Below are 15,987 nucleotides of genomic sequence, written 5' to 3'. Positions count from 1 at the left end.
TTTTGTCACTCCTTTTTATAAACAACTTCAAAGTCTTCACATACGACGAGAATTTTTTCGTGAAAGTCTTTCCCTAAAGGTGCTAGCTCTCGTTTAAAAAAGGCTTCATGTACCTCTCTCCAATAAGCTAGCGAACAATCACCCTCCCCTTCATTAAATGCATGATTCTCTGTTACCTCGTCAAAAGGCACGACCGTCACATTTGTCGTTTTAACAATCACTTTCGGCAACCCTTTGCCATCAAGAATGATATTCAACTGTCCGACTTGCGGCAAATCTTCATTTTCTAACTCGTATAAAAGGTAATTGGATGCTGTTGCTGTTTTCTTCCCTTCTGCAACTAGTTCCACCAAGGCATCCGCCATTTCTTCACTATCACCGAACGCCCATGCTGCATAAGTATCTGGTGCTTCTGAGTGTTGCTGTCGATATTGCTGCCATATTTTATCTATTGCTGTCTGACTCATCTTTTATTCTCCTATTCACTTCTTCTATTTTTGTTGCGTGGTTTCCTCTTTGCTTAAAGTGCCATCGATGATTTTATCAAGCATCCATCCTGACTGTCTCAAGCATATGGATATGCGCCTCTCCTCTTCTCCATATAATCAGCTGCCACATACTGTGACGCTCCATTTCGATGAATTTCAGCTAGCAGGACCGAGTAGTATCATTCAGTGGATTGAAAATGGTGCGACCTCACGTATAGGACAACACTCCGATTGTAAAAGAGGTACAGCGATTAAACAATGCCTTCGTTATCTCTGTTTTCCCTCCACCAGAAACGGCTGCAATTGCAATAATGAAGCTGTCTTTCTCTTTTATAAACGTCTGAGATTCCACCTTTTCTGATTCATCTCTCCTATATTCTTATGTCGATTATTTTCTATCTTATAAAAATAAGTGATTTCAAAAGCGAAATAACCCATCAGCAGTCCCCCACCCATTGCCGAATAGACTCCATTAAAAATGAAAAGAGGAATAAAAGCAAAAGAACTAGTCAAGGTAGCTATCGTTAGCGGTTTCATAGAGTCACTCCTTTTATATATAGACTTTCCTTTACTGGGTTAGCAATCATTTAATACTACTTTAAAAATACCAATTTTTTTCACTTTTTTAAACATATGCCAAGAAAATTCTTTTATTATCACTAACCAAGTTGAATTACCGACCAAATTTCAGTAATAAAGGATCAATTATATGGATAAAATCACACGAAAAAAGTTAGTTGGACAACTTTTTTTCACCAAGAAAATCAGCAATTATTGATAAAAATCATTATATTTAAGTTTTCATCAGATGCGGCTTTCACCTTTTTCTTTTAGAAAAACAACAAAATGACTGACTTTACGAAATGGCTTCAACTTTACATTTTTCCAAAAAGATAAGAAAGTAAAAAAAGCGTAAAAACAAGTAAAGAATTTACAAAGAATATTATCAGAATATTAATATAATTAGATGATTGAAACAATTTATTTGTACCATACTTTAGGGGGGATAGGATTGAGGAGAAAAATAAAAGAGCTGGGTTTATTATTATTCATTTTAGTAGTCATTTCAGGATGTTCAACAAGTAACAATGTTACTTTAGAAAGCAATGATTCTAAAAACGGGAACGGTAATGAAGGAACACTTATTATTGCCAGGCAATCAGACGTGGATAACTTAGATCACCACTTTATGTCGACTATTAATGCAGCCAGTGTGACTCATGGAAAGGTTTATGAAGGATTAGTTGCTAGAGATAAAAATGAAAATATTGTTCCTCTATTAGCTGAAAGTTGGGAACAGGTAAATGATACGACATGGGAGTTTCATTTGCAACATGGAGTAACCTTTCATGATGGGACACCCTTTAATGCTGATGCCGTTAAAGAGACATTTGAAAGGGTGTTAGACCCTGACCTAGGTGCCCCAAAAGCTTCTGCCTTTGAAATGGTCGAAGAGATAAAAGTTTTAGATGATTATACTGTACAATTCATACTTTCCGAACCATTCTCTCCTTTACTATCGATTTTAGCAAGCCATGAAGGGGGAATTATTAATCCAAAAACGATCGAAAAATATAAAGGAGAGGTCATAAAAGAACCTAATGGGACTGGGCCATTTACATTTGAGTCATGGACACCCGGTCAAGCAATTATATTGAATAAGAATCAAAACTATTGGGGAAATCCCCCACATATCGACCGAGTCGAATTTAAAGTAGTGCCTGAAGAAACAACAAGAGTTTCTATGATTGAAACTGGTGAAGCACATATTGCAGAACCTCTTTCTATCCATATGATTGAAACGGTTGAAACATCAAAGAAAGGGAATGTGTACCGTAGCGAGGGCTTTGGTACAGAATATCTTGGTTTTAATATGCAGGCACTACCTTTTAATGATGTTCAAGTGAGAAAAGCTATATCACATGCCATTGAGATGGATGCAATCATTGATGGGGCTTTTAATAAAATTGGACATAGAGCCAATTCATTAATGGGATCAAAAGTGTTCGGTTATCATGAGGACTTAAAAGCTTATGAATATAATCTAAACGAAGCGAAGAGATTACTGAGCGCTGCTGGTTATGCAAATGGCTTTGAAGCTACATTACTCACAATGGATAACAAAGAAAGAATAAATCTTGCAGAAATATTACAATCGCAACTAATGGGAATTGGAATCAAACTTAACATTCAGGTTCTTGAGTATGGTTCATTTGTGGAGCAAGTGAATAAAGGAGATTCCCAATTATTTCTCATTAGTTGGAGGAATGCAACAGGTGATGCTGATTATAATCAATATAATCTTTTTCATTCAAGCTCACACGGTGCCACAGGCAATACGCTCTTTTATAGCAATAATGAAGTCGATGAGTTAATTGAATTAGCGAGAGCTGAGACCGATCAAGAGAAGCGCTTGGAACTTTATGCAAAAGCACAAGAAATAGAAATGGAAGACGCTGCTTATGTGCCTGTAAGAGTGATAGAAAACTTAGCGGCAGTTGCGAAGAATGTTGATCATTTTTCTATAAGCGCTGCTGGTTACTTAGAAATCAATGATATTTTAATAAACAAAGATTAATAGAGAGGAAAATATACATTGAATTATCAAACCTATTGGCTTAAAAATGTAAAGATAGAGAGTGGATTTAAATGGGAGAATGGCCAAGCAGTTAGAACAGAGACAGAAACGGTTCACTTATTCATTAGTCATGGGAAGATTGAAAAGATTACGAATACCTTAGCAGATATAACAAATGATTACCCTCTAAAAGACGTAAAAGGCTTATTGTTAATGCCATCCTTTATTGAAAAACATGTCCATTTAGATAAAACCTATATGGGAGATAAATGGCAGTCTTGTCTTCCCGCATCAAGTGTAATAGAGCGTTGTAATATCGAAAAGAATATTTTAAAATCCCTTCCTTCACAAACACATGTTAGAGCAGGAAAGCTCCTGAAACAATTACTATCATTTGGATCCACACATGTCAGGACACATGTAGATATCTATCCTGAGGTTGGGCTTAAAAACTTAGAAGAAGTCCAAAGGGCCATACAAAATTTCTCCGATCAGATGAGCGTTGAAAGCGTCGCATTTGCACAACATGGTTTATTAAATAAAGACACGATTAGTTATATGAGGCAAGCAGTTAAGCATGGGGCAGGTATTGTAGGCTCGGTAGACCCAGCTACTGTTGATAATAATATCGAAGCTTCATTAGTACAATTAATGGATATTGCTGTGGAAGGAAATGCTGACATCGATTTACATTTACATGATCCTGGACATCTCGGGACATTTACAATGAAAAGACTTGCCCATCTCACATTAGAAGCTGGGTGGCAAGGTAGAGTTTTCATTAGTCATGCATTTGGATTAGGCGGAGTATCGTTGGATGAAGTAAAAAAAACAGCTGAACTTCTTAAAGCAGCAGAAATATCTATAGTCACTAGCTTACCGACCGGGAGAGATATACCACCTGTAGATTTCTTAGACGAATATGGTATACAAGTAGCGATTGGAAACGATAATATTTTTGATTCCTGGTGGCCAACGGGGAATGGGGATATCTTGGAAAGAGCAACAAGATTAATAGAGCGATATAGATGGACAAACGAAATATCTCTATCACAAATATTAAAATATATTACAGGCGGCATTACAACTTTGGATAGAAATGGTCATCAGCAATGGCCAAAAACCGGTGACTCTGCCAATTTCTTATTTATGGATGCATCTTGTAGTGCCGAAGTCATTGCTAGACGTATAAAACCAAATGGCGTTATGTATAAAGGAAACATAGTTTATGGTGAACTATGCATAGAAGAGCCTGTTAATGATTAATGAGATATGGGCAGAAACTAAATAGTATTTCAGCAAAAGATGTATCCGAATGATTAGGAGAAGAATCTACCTTCTAATTATTCGGATTGTTTTATATCATTGAGAATAGTGGAATCGAGCAACTAAACTATGATATAAATCATCATTCGCTATTGTTCATTATTTCAGGCTAAGTCATTTAGTTAGCTACTTGCCTTATTCTGCCTACTTCCAAATTTGCCAAAAATGACTGTATTCATAAATATAAACAAAAGGTATAAAAGTATAGATGAAATGATTCCAACAAAAAATGATAGATTGTATAATGGCTCTAAAGATGAAATAAAATGTCCTGAGAGACTTAATCCCCCTGCCATACACATAGCTAAAATAGCTGATTTGTTTACACCACTAGAGTAATAATGATCTCCTTTATTATGATAGAGCTCCTTTATATCAATTTTCTTTTTATCGATAAGAAAATATTGTGTAATCATGATTCCAATCACAGGACTCAATAATCCACCTACCATGTTTAAGAATGTGAATATACTTGTTGAATTCTCCATCAACTTCCAAGGCATAATAACCATCCCTGCTATGGAAATGATAATAGCTGCACTTTTGGAATTGATTAACTTTGGAAAAAGAGAAATTAGCTGATTAATAGCAGGAATTATATTTCCGGTAATATTAACAGAAAGCGTAGATAAACAAACCGTAATCAGTGATAAACAAACCACTAGCTTACTATCGAACTCACCAATCACATCAAGTATATTCCAAATAGGTTTGCCATAAAGCATTTCTGTACCTTTAATAATTGAAATACTAGCTGCAGCAAATAAGCCATAAGAAACCATTATCCCCAAAAATTGACCGAGCGATTGTTGAATGGTTGTTCTAGCATACCTAGTGTAATCAGAAACACTCAATATAGGCGCCACCCAAGTAGCTAATAAAGCTGACATGCAAGTAATCATAGTAAATATATTTGTAGCAGAGATATTTGTAGCGCCATGCAAAAGGATTGGTTCTACTCCCCCTGCTTGATCAATACTCCAAATACTCATGCCTCCGAATATAAGGAAAACCAATGGAGTAATCACATTGGATAATTTTCCAAGTGCTTTCATTCCTCCAAAAGAAAAGCATAAGTTGATGAACCAAAATACAAGAAATGAAATAAGATGAGTAAGGCTAAGACCAAATAATGTCCATTCCCCCCCAAAATTTATATAAGCAGGCCAGAATTGGCCAATTAAAATGGTGATTGCAAGGCTCCCAGCATAAGTTTGAAGCCCAAACCACATAATTCCTGCAATGATTCCTCTCAATACACCTGGTAATAAAGCACCTGCACCGCCAAATGATGTTTTAAGAAACATCACAAAGGGAATGCCATATTTATTTCCTGCATGTCCATTGAGCTGTATCAGAATAGTAAGTAGATACGCTGAGGCGAGAATAACAACCATGACTTCGGTTATAGAAAGTCCTAATGCAAAAAAACCCCCTACCGTTACATAGGAGGGGATATTATGAATAGATCCCATCCATAAAGAGAAAAAATGACTGAAGTTCAAATTTCTTATGGTGGGTTTAGTAGGTTGCAGAGCGAAATCCTCTTCCACTCTATCTACCATAATAGATTTACCTGGATTCAAGTATAATCCCCCTATTATTTATTAAAATGGTTGTTGAAAATGGTATAAATCCAAACAATACTACATAGGGTACCGGAAATGAAAAAGCTAATCCAAATAGCAGTGAAATTTCCTACAACAGATATAAAAGCATAACCACCTATCATTCCGATTAATGAGGAAAAGGGAATAATCGAATGTATTGGTCCTTTACTTAAGATAATATAGAGCATAGGAATAATTAATGAAGCGTACATATGCCCAAAGAAAAATAATAGTTCTAAAAGAGAAGGAGAAAAAATACTTACGACTACTAATAAAAGTACACAAATAAAGCCTGAAGTTAGATAAGTAAGATTCCATTTATCCCTGTTGGTGAGCGATAAGAAAACCTGTAATATATTTCGCACGATTAATACAGTGGTGGCTTGTAATTCTGAACTAATTGCTGCTGAAATTGCGCTGAAACAAAATAGAATAAACAAAAAAACAAACAGGGTGGTTTGAATTCTATTAATTAGTTCGAATAATAAAGAAGTAATATTATCGTAGCTGCCACTATAGATAATAATCATCAATAAAGATGACAAAGCCAATGGAATAGTCATCCATATAAAACCTGCTAAAGTAAAGGTTAACTGGACCTTAGCAGGTTTTAATAAGAAGACTCTTTGCCAAGTCGAACGATCAATGATCACTTGACCAAATCCAATTAATATAGCAGTCATAATAAACAACATAGCATCTGTGTTTTGAAAATATAACAGGTAAGGATGGTATAATTTGATTCCTTCAAATACTGGGTGCACACCATTTTGAATGTAAAAATAAACAGGAATTATGATGACAGCAGCAAATATTAATGTCACATTTACACTAGCTAGCTGATGAATTCTCTGCATCCCACCCATTCCACCAATGAGAAAACAAACAAATAAAAATAATAGCATCCCCAAATAAATAGGAATAGGAAAAACAATATGAAGGAGAATAGCCGCCCCCATCGCTTGCACGAATATAGAGTCCAAACTCGTGATTAAGAGGATACAAATCATGTACCAGTAGCCGCTAGGATTGAGTTTCTCACGTAATACATCACCAATGGTTAAATGGTGGGGGAAAGATTGACGTATCCTCTTTGCTACCATTCCAAAAAGGATCAGGCTTAATGCCCCCATAAGAGAATAGCCTATTCCTCCTACCATTCCATACTTTAATAAAGTTTCAGGTGAGGAAAGGATGGTATTCCCCGTTACCCATCTCGCTAATAGGCTCACGATTCCAAAACTAACCCCTAATTTAATTGCTCCACTTATATAAAATTGATAGTCCTGTTTATTCAACGATAGGGCACCTCTAGGCGAAATTCTCTTGGCGTCATTCCAGTTAATTTACGAAACATTTGACTAAAGTAATGTTGACTATTAAAACCGCATTTTTCAGACACTGTATGGATGCTCAAAGTCGGCTGTTCAATTAACATCTTCTTGGCTATGTTTAGACGGTAATCATTTAAATATTCAGAAAAACCCAAACCCACTTCTTCATGAAACTTCCTACTTAAATAAGCTGGATTCATATGACTCTTTGAAGCCAAGTAATTAAGTGTTATTTTCTCACTATATTCTTGTTGTATGATTTGAATCGTTTGAATAATTGATTCTGAATACTGACCTAATTGTTCATATTTATTTAAAACACCTATTAGTTCATCCTCTATGACAGGTTTGGTTATATAATCAACTACACCAAGGCGAATAGATTTTTGAGCATATTCAAAACTTTGAAAAGCGGTAACCATAATAATATCCATTGTATAATTTTGCGCTAATTCACTGGCTAACTCTAGACCAGATTTACCCGGTAGTTGAATATCTAAAAAGGCAAGAGAAATATTGTGTTGCTTGTTGATTTGAACAGCCTGAGACGCATCATTTGCTTTGTAGATCGTCCATTTAGGAAATTGGTTTTTTATCAAATATTCGAGTTGTTCAAGTTCTAGCATTTCGTCATCGACTAATAAAATATTCATACTTGTTTACCCTCCTATAATCATTCATTCCTTTGTTATATAAGGGAAAACAGCTACAACGGTTGTCCCAGTTTCTGAGATTAGTAAATTTATACTCGTCGTCTCTTTCGAATAGAATAGATGCAATCTTGCCTTTATATTTTCAAGGCCTATACCCACTTCATTATAATCATCGATTGCTTGATTATTCGCGCTGTTCCAGACAGTAACTTGTATGGATTGTGAACACTTTTTAACTGTAACCTTTAAGAAGGCTTCACCTATATGTTTTTCAAAAGAGTGCTTGAAAGCATTTTCAACAAGGGTTTGAATTAAAAAAGGGATAATTAATGCTTGATGAACATCTTCATCCGCTTCAATCTCATAAAAAAGGCGATCCCTAAACCTTGTCTTTTGAATTTCGAGATAATATTTAATATAAGTAAGTTCATCATTAACCGTAATATTGTTGGTGTTGGTTTGATATTTAAATTTCAATAGTTTAGAAAACGTTTCAATTGAATAGACTAATTCTTTTTTTCTATCTAACCTTGCTAAACTTAATATCGAGTTAAGCGTATTAAATAAGAAATGGGGTTGAATTTCTTGGTTAAGCTGGTTATATAAGGCCATTTGTAATTCTCTTTCAATCGCAATCTCTTTCTTCTCTTTCTCTATTAAATCGATTCTTTTCTCAAAGATAAACAAAAAAAGTAAGGTGAAAGCGCCAATTAATGGTGCTAATACACAGAGAATAATATAAATAGAGAAACTTTCTAGGGATATCACTTTCCCACTCCTTTATGTAAGAGAAGGGGGAGTCATACACTCCCTTCAGCGTGTAGACATAGAAATATCGAAGTTTCAGTTGGAATTGAGCAGTATACTTCAGTTCCCATTTTGAGAAGTTCGATGCTTGAATTTGTTTACCGCTTGGATCAAAGGGTAGACTCCCTTTATTGATATTTTATATTCTTATAAATATTTTGTATAGAGAAATTATTATCCCACTATATTTTTTCCACCATATGACAGCTCACAAAATGGCCTTTCTCCAACTCCCTTAACTCTGGCTCAGTTTCTTGACAAAGATCCGTAGCAAATGGGCATCTTGTATGAAAACGACATCCTTTTGGCGGATTAATAGGAGAAGGTACATCCCCTTTTAAAATGATGCGTTCATGCTTTATAGTAGGATCGGGTACAGGGATTGATGATAATAGTGCATGTGTATATGGATGCATCGGTTTATCGAACAGACTTTTTTTATCTGCGATTTCAACGATTTTTCCAAGGTACATAACCATTACCCGGTCAGATACATGTCTAACAACGCTTAAATCATGTGAGATGAATAGAAAAGTTAAATTAAACTGTCTTTGTAATTGTTTTAATAAATTTAATATCTGCGCTTGTATAGAGACATCCAATGCGGAAACTGCTTCATCACAGATAATTAATTTAGGATGAACTGCGAGCGCTCTAGCAATGCCAATACGCTGCCTTTGGCCACCGCTAAATTCGTGTGGGTATCGTTCCAATGATTCTAACGGTAGACCAACGTATTCTAATAGTTCTTTCATTCTTTCCGGCCTTTTCTCTTTTTCAACTGACTTCTGTGTAGCCATCGCTTCATTTAAGATTTGTTTTACTTTTTGTCTAGGGTTAAGTGATGCGAAGGGATCTTGAAAGATAACTTGTAAATCCCCACGTAACTTTCTCATGTCCTTCTTCTTAACAGTAAGGAGATTTTCTCCTCCAAAATAAATCTCACCAGCTGATGGTTCATCTAGTCGTAGAATAGCTCGGCCAGTCGTTGACTTTCCACAACCCGATTCACCTACAATACTTAATGTTTCTCCCTCATACAGTTCAAATGAAATGCCATCAACTGCTTTTACCACCGTTTTCGGCTTAAACAAAGCATCATTTTTCACTGTAAAATGTTGTTTTAAATTATTTACCTGAAGGAGTACTTTTCGCTCAGCTATGCTTTTCATTTAGACACCCCTCCTCCCTCTTACTCTGATTATTCCAATTATCTGAGTATATCCAACATCTCACTTTTGTTTCATCGCTGACTTCGAATAATTCAGGGTTTCTTTCAGAACAAATATCTTTGCTATGAGGACATCTTGATGAAAAACGACAGCCCTTTGGCAAATTATACGGGCTAGGAATTGTACCTTCAATTGTTCTTAACTCCTCTACATCCTCAGTTATATTTGGCAAAGATGCTAATAATCCTTGTGTATACGGATGTTTAGGATTGGCAAATAACTCCTTAGAAGAGGTATGTTCTACAATATTCCCCGCATACATGACAACCACTTGATCACAGGTTTCTGCCACGACACCAAGATCGTGAGTAATCATAATCACACCCATCCCAAGCTGTTTTTGTAAGTTTTTTATTATTTCAAGAATTTGTGCCTGTATGGTTACATCTAAGGCAGTTGTTGGCTCATCAGCTATCAGTATTTCAGGGGAACAGGCAAGAGCCATCGCAATCATTACACGTTGGCGCATCCCACCACTTAGTTGAAAAGGTTCTTGCTTGGCTCTTTTTTCCGGTGAGGGAATGCCTACTAAACGAAGCATCTCGACCGATTTTTCCCAAGCTGCTTTTTTCCCTAAATTTTGATGTAATCGAATAGCCTCAGCAATTTGCTCGCCAACAGGTATAACCGGATTTAAGGATGTCATCGGCTCTTGGAATATCATTGAAATATCATTGCCTCTTACCTTCCTCATTTCACTTTCTGGTAACTTAACTAAATCTTTTCCTTTAAATAAGATAGATCCTCCAGCAATTTTTCCTGATGGGGAGGGAATGAGACGAAGAATCGAAAGAGAAGTCATGCTTTTTCCACACCCAGACTCTCCTACTATTCCAAGTGTTTCTCCTTTATTCAGAACGAAATCAATGCCATCAACCGGTTTGCTAGTTCCTTTTTTCGTAGTAAAATAGGTCTTTAATCCCTTCACTTCGAGTATAGGTATCTCTTTTTCCGCCATATTTGCGCACCCCATTTTTAATTTAAATCTATACGTTTATTAAATAATCTATAGAAAATATCAACCAATAGATTCACAATCACAAAAATAAGTGACGCGACTAGAACCCCGCCTTGAACCATTGGTAAATCTCTCATTCGTATCGCATCCACAATCATTCTCCCTAGTCCATTAATAGCAAAGATGGACTCAACTAACACCGTGCCGCCTAGTAAAGCACCAAACTGTAAACCTACGACTGTGATTACCGGTATAAGGGCATTCCTTAAAGCATGTTTGAATATGATGATTGTTTCTTTCATTCCTTTCGCTCGTGCAGTACGTATATAATCTTGGCCTATTACTTCTAACATGCTAGACCTTGTCATTCGTGCTACAATGGCTGCTCCCCCTACTCCTAAGGTAATGGCCGGCAGAATGATATGAAGAGGGCTATCCCAACCTGCTACAGGGAGAATTTGTAGCTTTACAGAAAAGAAATACATTAACATTAACCCCAACCAAAAACTCGGTAATGAAATCCCTAGTAAAGCAATTAACATGACCCCTATGTCTTGTAAAGAGTATGGTTTTATAGCTGCAATGATCCCAGCAGCCATACCGAGGAAAATGGTTATAAGAATACTAACAAAAGCTAATTCCATTGTTATTGGAAGCCTTACTAATATCTCGTCTAATACAGGCTGACTACTTTTTAATGAAGTACCGAAGTCTCCCTTTAACAGACTTGTTATATAGTCAAAGTATTGAATAATGAGGGGTTGATTCAGTCCTAGCTGCTCTCTTAACGCCTCAATCGTCTCCTTAGACGCTCCTTCTCCAGCTAGAATAACAGCAGGGTCTCCAGGTACTAGCTGCATGATAAAGAATACAACAAAAGTGACACCAATAATGACCGGGATTGTTTGGAACAATCGCCTAAAAATAAACATTGCCATTTTCAAAACCTCCTATTATTAGTTTTTCATTCTAGGATCTAACGCATCTCGTAAACCATCACCAAAAATATTAAATCCTAGAACCAAAATTGAGATGGCCAGGCCAGGAAAAAGGGCAATATATGGAGCTGAGAATAAAAAATCACGCCCACTACTTAACATTGTGCCCCATTCAGGAGATGGAGGCTGTGCACCTAATCCAAGGAAGGACAACCCTGCTGCTGAAAGAATTGCTGTGGCTAATCTTAAAGTCCCTTGGATAATAATAGGAGATAGAATATTAGGAAAAATATGTTTAAAAATAATGACGAAATCATTTGCACCTAGTGAACGAACGGCATCGATGTATTCCAGTTTTTTTACCTCTAGAGTGGATCCACGTACAATTCGAGCAAATAATGGAACTGAAAATGCCCCTACTGCAATGGTTACATTAATTAAGCTTGGTCCCAATGCAGCTATAATCGCTAAAGCAAGTAAAATCCCTGGAAAAGCGAGTAAAATATCCATCACTCTCATAATGATAGAATCCACCCATTTTCCATAATAGCCAGCGATTAATCCGCACATTATGCCAAATAATGCGCCAAAAGCTACTGCTGCAAACCCTACGCCCATTGATAAACGACTACCATACAAAAGGCGGCTTAAAATATCTCTACCTTTATCATCAGTCCCCATCCAATGATCAGCAGAAGGAGGAATAAATTTGTTATCCAAGTTAATTGCATATGGATCATAAGGTGCGAGTAAAGGAGCAAATAACGCAATCAAAAGATAGAAAATAATAATCATTGCACCTATCATTGCTGCTTTATTGCTAAGAAGTATGGCTAATGCATTTTTTATCTGTGATTCCTTTGGTTTGTTTAAAACTTGAGACACTGAATGATTAAGCTCGGATTTTACTTCAATAGACATTGCATCTTCCTCCTGTAATATTTATGAATGGATAGTATGGTCGTTTCCAACAGTAAGTCCCCCTTAGAATTGAAGAATAATCATGTGAATAAAATTATCAAATTTAAATAGAAAGTAAATAATTTTCAGAATATTTATGAAGAAAATGAAAAAAGAAGTAAATATAATATAAATATTTTAAAAAATCATCCTCTATAATGCAGATAAGCATTAAATTTAATGTAAACATTCACTTAAGAAAAGAAAGAAGGGAAAGTATGGTTGAAAGGTTACAAAAGAAAAACATCTTAATAGGATTCATCGTATTAGTATTAACTCTTTTCACAGCATGTTCAACACAATCTAATAGTGAGAGTGCAAATGCGGAAAACGAAGATACAGCAAAAGAAGGAGGTACACTTTCAGTAGTTCGCTTATCAGATGCAACAAAGCTTGACCCTCATTTCATTACAGATATACCTTCTGCTAATATTACTTACCAAAAGGTGTATGAAACACTCGTAGTCCCTGATAAGGATTTTAAAATACAGCCTCTATTAGCAACAGAGTGGGAAGTAATAAATGAGACAACTTGGGAATTTAAGCTTCGGGAGGGAGTAAAGTTTCACGATGGAACGCCATTTAATGCGGAAGCTGTGAAAACAACATTTGATAGGTTGCTAGATCCTAAAACAGAATCCCCGCAAAGGGAAAAGCTAAGTATGATAAATGAAGTAAAAATCGTAGATGATTACACTGTGCAATTGTTATTAGACTATCCATACGCACCCTTACTCTCTATTTTAGCTAGCCAAGAGGGAAGTATAATAAGTCCAAAAGTATTAAAAGAAAATCCAGATCAATTAATGGACCATCCAGTAGGTACTGGACCTTTTCTATTTGAACATTGGAAGTCAGGGCAAGAAATCTCATTAAACAAAAATAAAGATTACTGGGGAGAAAAACCTAGTCTGGATCGTGTCGTCTTTAAAGTTGTGCCAGAGGATGCTACTAGATTAGCCATGATTGAAACAGGAGAGGCACACATAAATGATCAAGTACCCGTAACTGAACTTGACCGTATTGTGGCATCAGATAGCATGGGGCTATATCGGACGGAGGGCCTTGCTGTAGAATATATAGGCTTTAATACTTCTAAAAAACCATTAGACGATATTAGGGTAAGAAAAGCCATTAGCCATGCAATTGAAAGGGACTCAATCATAAAAGGTGTTTATAATGATGTCGGGACACTCGCCAACTCGGCAATGAGCCCTAAAGTATTTGGATATAGCGAAAATGTTGCTCCATTTGATTACGACCTTAATGAAGCAAAAAAATTATTAAAAGAAGCTGGTTTTGAAGATAACCTTAACTTAACACTACTTACGAATGACAGAAAAGAAAGAATCAACATGGCTGAAGTGATCCAATCACAATTAAAGGGAATAGGTGTAAATATAGAAATTCAAGTAATGGAATACGGTTCGTATATTGATACAATTGATAAATCTGACCATGATTTATTTATCGGTGGATGGGGTAATGCTACCGGTGATGGTGATTATAATCAATACAACTTATTCCACTCGGATTCTCAAGGTTCACCAGGTAACCACTTCTATTACAGTAACCCGGATGTAGATCAATTGATTGAAGCAGCACGGCAAGAAACAAATAATGATAAACGATTAGCATTGTATGAAGAAGCTATGGAAATAGAACTAGATGAGGCTGTATATGTACCTATCCGTAATTACGAGCATCTAGCAGTTCACAGTAAAACTGTTAGTGGTATGTGGTTAAATGCGGCCAACTATTTAATGATTAATGAAGTGAAGCTAAAATAAAATCTTATATTATAACGGGGTTAACTAGCTAAAAAACTCTATTTCCCCTTTAAAAACTCTTTAGGAGGTACACAAATGACAATTCAATGGTTATTAAATGTAAAACTAGAGAAGTCTTTTGACATAGAAGATGGTGAAATCCGAGGGACAAAAACAGAATTATGTCATCTAAAAATAGAGGATGGCAAGATTACTGATATAACCAATCAGTTACCCGATACTCATGAATTGAGCATAGATGGACAGGGGTATTTGTTATTACCTTCATTAAAAGATATGCATATTCATATTGACAAAACATACTATGGGGGTCCATGGAAAGCATGTACACCTATAACTAATGGCATCTTTACAAGATTGGATGAAGAAAAAAAGTTATTACCAAAGTTGCTACCAACAGCACAAGAACGTGCTGAAAAAATGATTGAACTATATATAGCAAATGGGCATACACATATACGCACACATTGTAATATTGATCCTGTCATTGGTTTACAAAACTTGGAGGCAACGGTAAGTGCTTTAAAAAAATATGAAGATGTACTTTCTTATGATATTGTCGCTTTCCCTCAACATGGATTGCTAAGAAGTGATTCTGTGCAACTAGTTAAAGATGCCATGAGAAATGGGGCTACATTGGTTGGTGGCGTTGACCCTGCAACTGTCGACCGTAATATTGAAAAGTCATTATATACTATATTTGATATTGCAAATGAAAATAATAAAGGTGTAGACATTCACCTCCATGATCCGAACTCATTAGGTGCTTTTACCTTTGAAAGAATGGCATATTATACTGAACAAACAGGGTTGAAAGGAAAAGCTACGATAAGTCATGGCATTGCGCTAGGGGACTTAGATGAAAGTAAACTAACCGACATAGGCGAACAATTAAAGGAACAGGAAATTGATATTACTACAACAATTCCAATTAATAGACCAACTATTCCCGTTCCACTATTAGATAAGATAGGCATTACTGTTTCAGTAGGACATGATAGTATTACTGATCATTGGTCACCTTTTGGAACAGGTGATACTATTCAAAAACTTTCTATTTTAGCAGAGCGATTTAAAATGAGTGACGAACATTCATTATCAACAGCTTTAAAATATGGTACAGGTGGGATTAAACCGTTAAATGCAGACGGTGAAAGAGTGTGGCCTAAAGTAGGCGATGAGGCAACGATGATGTTAGTGGATTCATCATGTTCCGCTGAAGCCATAGCTAGAAGAGGTTCCATCAAATCACTTTTCTTTAAAGGAAAAAAGGTAGAAAGCAAGCTAGGGTCAGAGCAAACTATATAATCGAA

Annotated in this window: 14 protein-coding genes; 4 read left to right on the top strand and 10 right to left on the bottom strand. The window is 36.0% G+C overall.

The genetic code is table 11. The features are described from left to right. Nucleotides 1-5: 5 nt before the first annotated feature. Both MKY26_RS20975 and MKY26_RS20970 read right to left on the bottom strand, forming a co-directional pair. On the bottom strand, nucleotides 6-467 hold the full coding sequence (locus MKY26_RS20975) for an ASCH domain-containing protein (protein WP_251162826.1): 462 nt from the start codon (nucleotides 465-467) through the stop codon (nucleotides 6-8). Between the two features lie 229 nt (nucleotides 468-696). Further along, nucleotides 697-840 carry a hypothetical protein gene (locus MKY26_RS20970; protein WP_157733799.1) on the bottom strand — a complete coding sequence of 48 codons (144 nt, stop codon included), beginning with the start codon at nucleotides 838-840 and terminating at the stop codon, nucleotides 697-699. A 615-nt stretch (nucleotides 841-1,455) separates the two neighbouring features. Here MKY26_RS20970 and MKY26_RS20965 point away from each other — a divergent pair. Both MKY26_RS20965 and MKY26_RS20960 read left to right on the top strand, forming a co-directional pair. After that, a complete protein-coding gene (locus MKY26_RS20965; RefSeq protein WP_445293132.1) occupies nucleotides 1,456-3,066 on the top strand; it encodes a glutathione ABC transporter substrate-binding protein in 1,611 nt (536 codons plus the stop codon). Between the two features lie 18 nt (nucleotides 3,067-3,084). Next, nucleotides 3,085-4,332, top strand: coding sequence for an amidohydrolase (locus MKY26_RS20960; protein WP_095370592.1), 1,248 nt, complete (start codon nucleotides 3,085-3,087; stop codon nucleotides 4,330-4,332). Between the two features lie 182 nt (nucleotides 4,333-4,514). Here the strand turns inward: MKY26_RS20960 and MKY26_RS20955 are convergent, their stop codons facing one another. The 8 genes from MKY26_RS20955 to MKY26_RS20920 form a co-directional block, all read right to left on the bottom strand. Further along, nucleotides 4,515-5,978, bottom strand: coding sequence for a cytosine permease (locus MKY26_RS20955; RefSeq protein WP_341098520.1), 1,464 nt, complete (start codon nucleotides 5,976-5,978; stop codon nucleotides 4,515-4,517). A gap of 14 nt (nucleotides 5,979-5,992) precedes the next feature. Beyond that, entirely contained in the window at nucleotides 5,993-7,300 is a 1,308-nt protein-coding gene (locus MKY26_RS20950; protein WP_095370594.1) for a hypothetical protein, read from the bottom strand. Then, nucleotides 7,297-7,989 (bottom strand): response regulator transcription factor, encoded by a 693-nt coding sequence (locus MKY26_RS20945; protein WP_095370595.1) that lies wholly within the window; start codon nucleotides 7,987-7,989, stop codon nucleotides 7,297-7,299. Before MKY26_RS20945 ends, MKY26_RS20950 begins: the two co-directional genes overlap by 4 nt. A gap of 24 nt (nucleotides 7,990-8,013) precedes the next feature. Beyond that, on the bottom strand, nucleotides 8,014-8,757 hold the full coding sequence (locus tag MKY26_RS20940) for a sensor histidine kinase (RefSeq protein WP_095370596.1): 744 nt from the start codon (nucleotides 8,755-8,757) through the stop codon (nucleotides 8,014-8,016). A 221-nt stretch (nucleotides 8,758-8,978) separates the two neighbouring features. Further along, the gene (locus tag MKY26_RS20935) at nucleotides 8,979-9,968 is read right to left on the bottom strand and encodes an ABC transporter ATP-binding protein (RefSeq protein WP_095370597.1); all 990 of its coding nucleotides are present in this window, start codon (nucleotides 9,966-9,968) and stop codon (nucleotides 8,979-8,981) included. Next, nucleotides 9,952-10,986 carry an ABC transporter ATP-binding protein gene (locus tag MKY26_RS20930; RefSeq protein WP_095370598.1) on the bottom strand — a complete coding sequence of 345 codons (1,035 nt, stop codon included), beginning with the start codon at nucleotides 10,984-10,986 and terminating at the stop codon, nucleotides 9,952-9,954. The genes MKY26_RS20935 and MKY26_RS20930 overlap by 17 nt, the downstream gene beginning before the upstream one ends. Before the next feature lie 17 nt (nucleotides 10,987-11,003). After that, nucleotides 11,004-11,924: a nickel ABC transporter permease gene (gene nikB, locus MKY26_RS20925; RefSeq protein WP_095370599.1), complete on the bottom strand. Its 921-nt coding sequence runs from the start codon at nucleotides 11,922-11,924 to the stop codon at nucleotides 11,004-11,006. Nucleotides 11,925-11,942: 18 nt separating this feature from the next. Next, nucleotides 11,943-12,845: an ABC transporter permease gene (locus tag MKY26_RS20920; protein WP_341098519.1), complete on the bottom strand. Its 903-nt coding sequence runs from the start codon at nucleotides 12,843-12,845 to the stop codon at nucleotides 11,943-11,945. A 257-nt stretch (nucleotides 12,846-13,102) separates the two neighbouring features. Between MKY26_RS20920 and MKY26_RS20915 the strand changes: the two genes are divergently transcribed. Then, on the top strand, nucleotides 13,103-14,674 hold the full coding sequence (locus tag MKY26_RS20915; protein WP_095370600.1) for a glutathione ABC transporter substrate-binding protein: 1,572 nt from the start codon (nucleotides 13,103-13,105) through the stop codon (nucleotides 14,672-14,674). A gap of 75 nt (nucleotides 14,675-14,749) precedes the next feature. After that, nucleotides 14,750-15,982 carry an amidohydrolase family protein gene (locus MKY26_RS20910; protein WP_095370601.1) on the top strand — a complete coding sequence of 411 codons (1,233 nt, stop codon included), beginning with the start codon at nucleotides 14,750-14,752 and terminating at the stop codon, nucleotides 15,980-15,982. Nucleotides 15,983-15,987: the final 5 nt, after the last annotated feature.

Origin of the sequence: Cytobacillus sp. FSL R7-0680, from assembly GCF_038009245.1 — a bacterium.
In the GTDB taxonomy this organism is placed as follows: domain Bacteria; phylum Bacillota; class Bacilli; order Bacillales; family Cytobacillaceae; genus Cytobacillus; species Cytobacillus kochii.
The sequence above is the reverse complement of the archived record's forward strand: the minus strand, read 5'-3'. Positions and strand labels throughout refer to the sequence as shown.

Bases quoted from the DNA above. Each gene is read 5' to 3' on its own strand.
- MKY26_RS20965 (WP_445293132.1), top strand. From the start codon at position 1,456: ATGATTGAAACAATTTATTTGTACCATACTTTAGGGGGGATAGGATTG.
- MKY26_RS20930 (WP_095370598.1), bottom strand. From the start codon at position 10,986: ATGGCGGAAAAAGAGATACCTATACTCGAAGTGAAGGGATTAAAGACC.
- MKY26_RS20920 (WP_341098519.1), bottom strand. From the start codon at position 12,845: ATGTCTATTGAAGTAAAATCCGAGCTTAATCATTCAGTGTCTCAAGTT.
- nikB (WP_095370599.1), bottom strand. From the start codon at position 11,924: ATGGCAATGTTTATTTTTAGGCGATTGTTCCAAACAATCCCGGTCATT.
- MKY26_RS20945 (WP_095370595.1), bottom strand. From the start codon at position 7,989: ATGAATATTTTATTAGTCGATGACGAAATGCTAGAACTTGAACAACTC.
- MKY26_RS20935 (WP_095370597.1), bottom strand. From the start codon at position 9,968: ATGAAAAGCATAGCTGAGCGAAAAGTACTCCTTCAGGTAAATAATTTA.
- MKY26_RS20915 (WP_095370600.1), top strand. From the start codon at position 13,103: ATGGTTGAAAGGTTACAAAAGAAAAACATCTTAATAGGATTCATCGTA.
- MKY26_RS20975 (WP_251162826.1), bottom strand. From the start codon at position 467: ATGAGTCAGACAGCAATAGATAAAATATGGCAGCAATATCGACAGCAA.
- MKY26_RS20910 (WP_095370601.1), top strand. From the start codon at position 14,750: ATGACAATTCAATGGTTATTAAATGTAAAACTAGAGAAGTCTTTTGAC.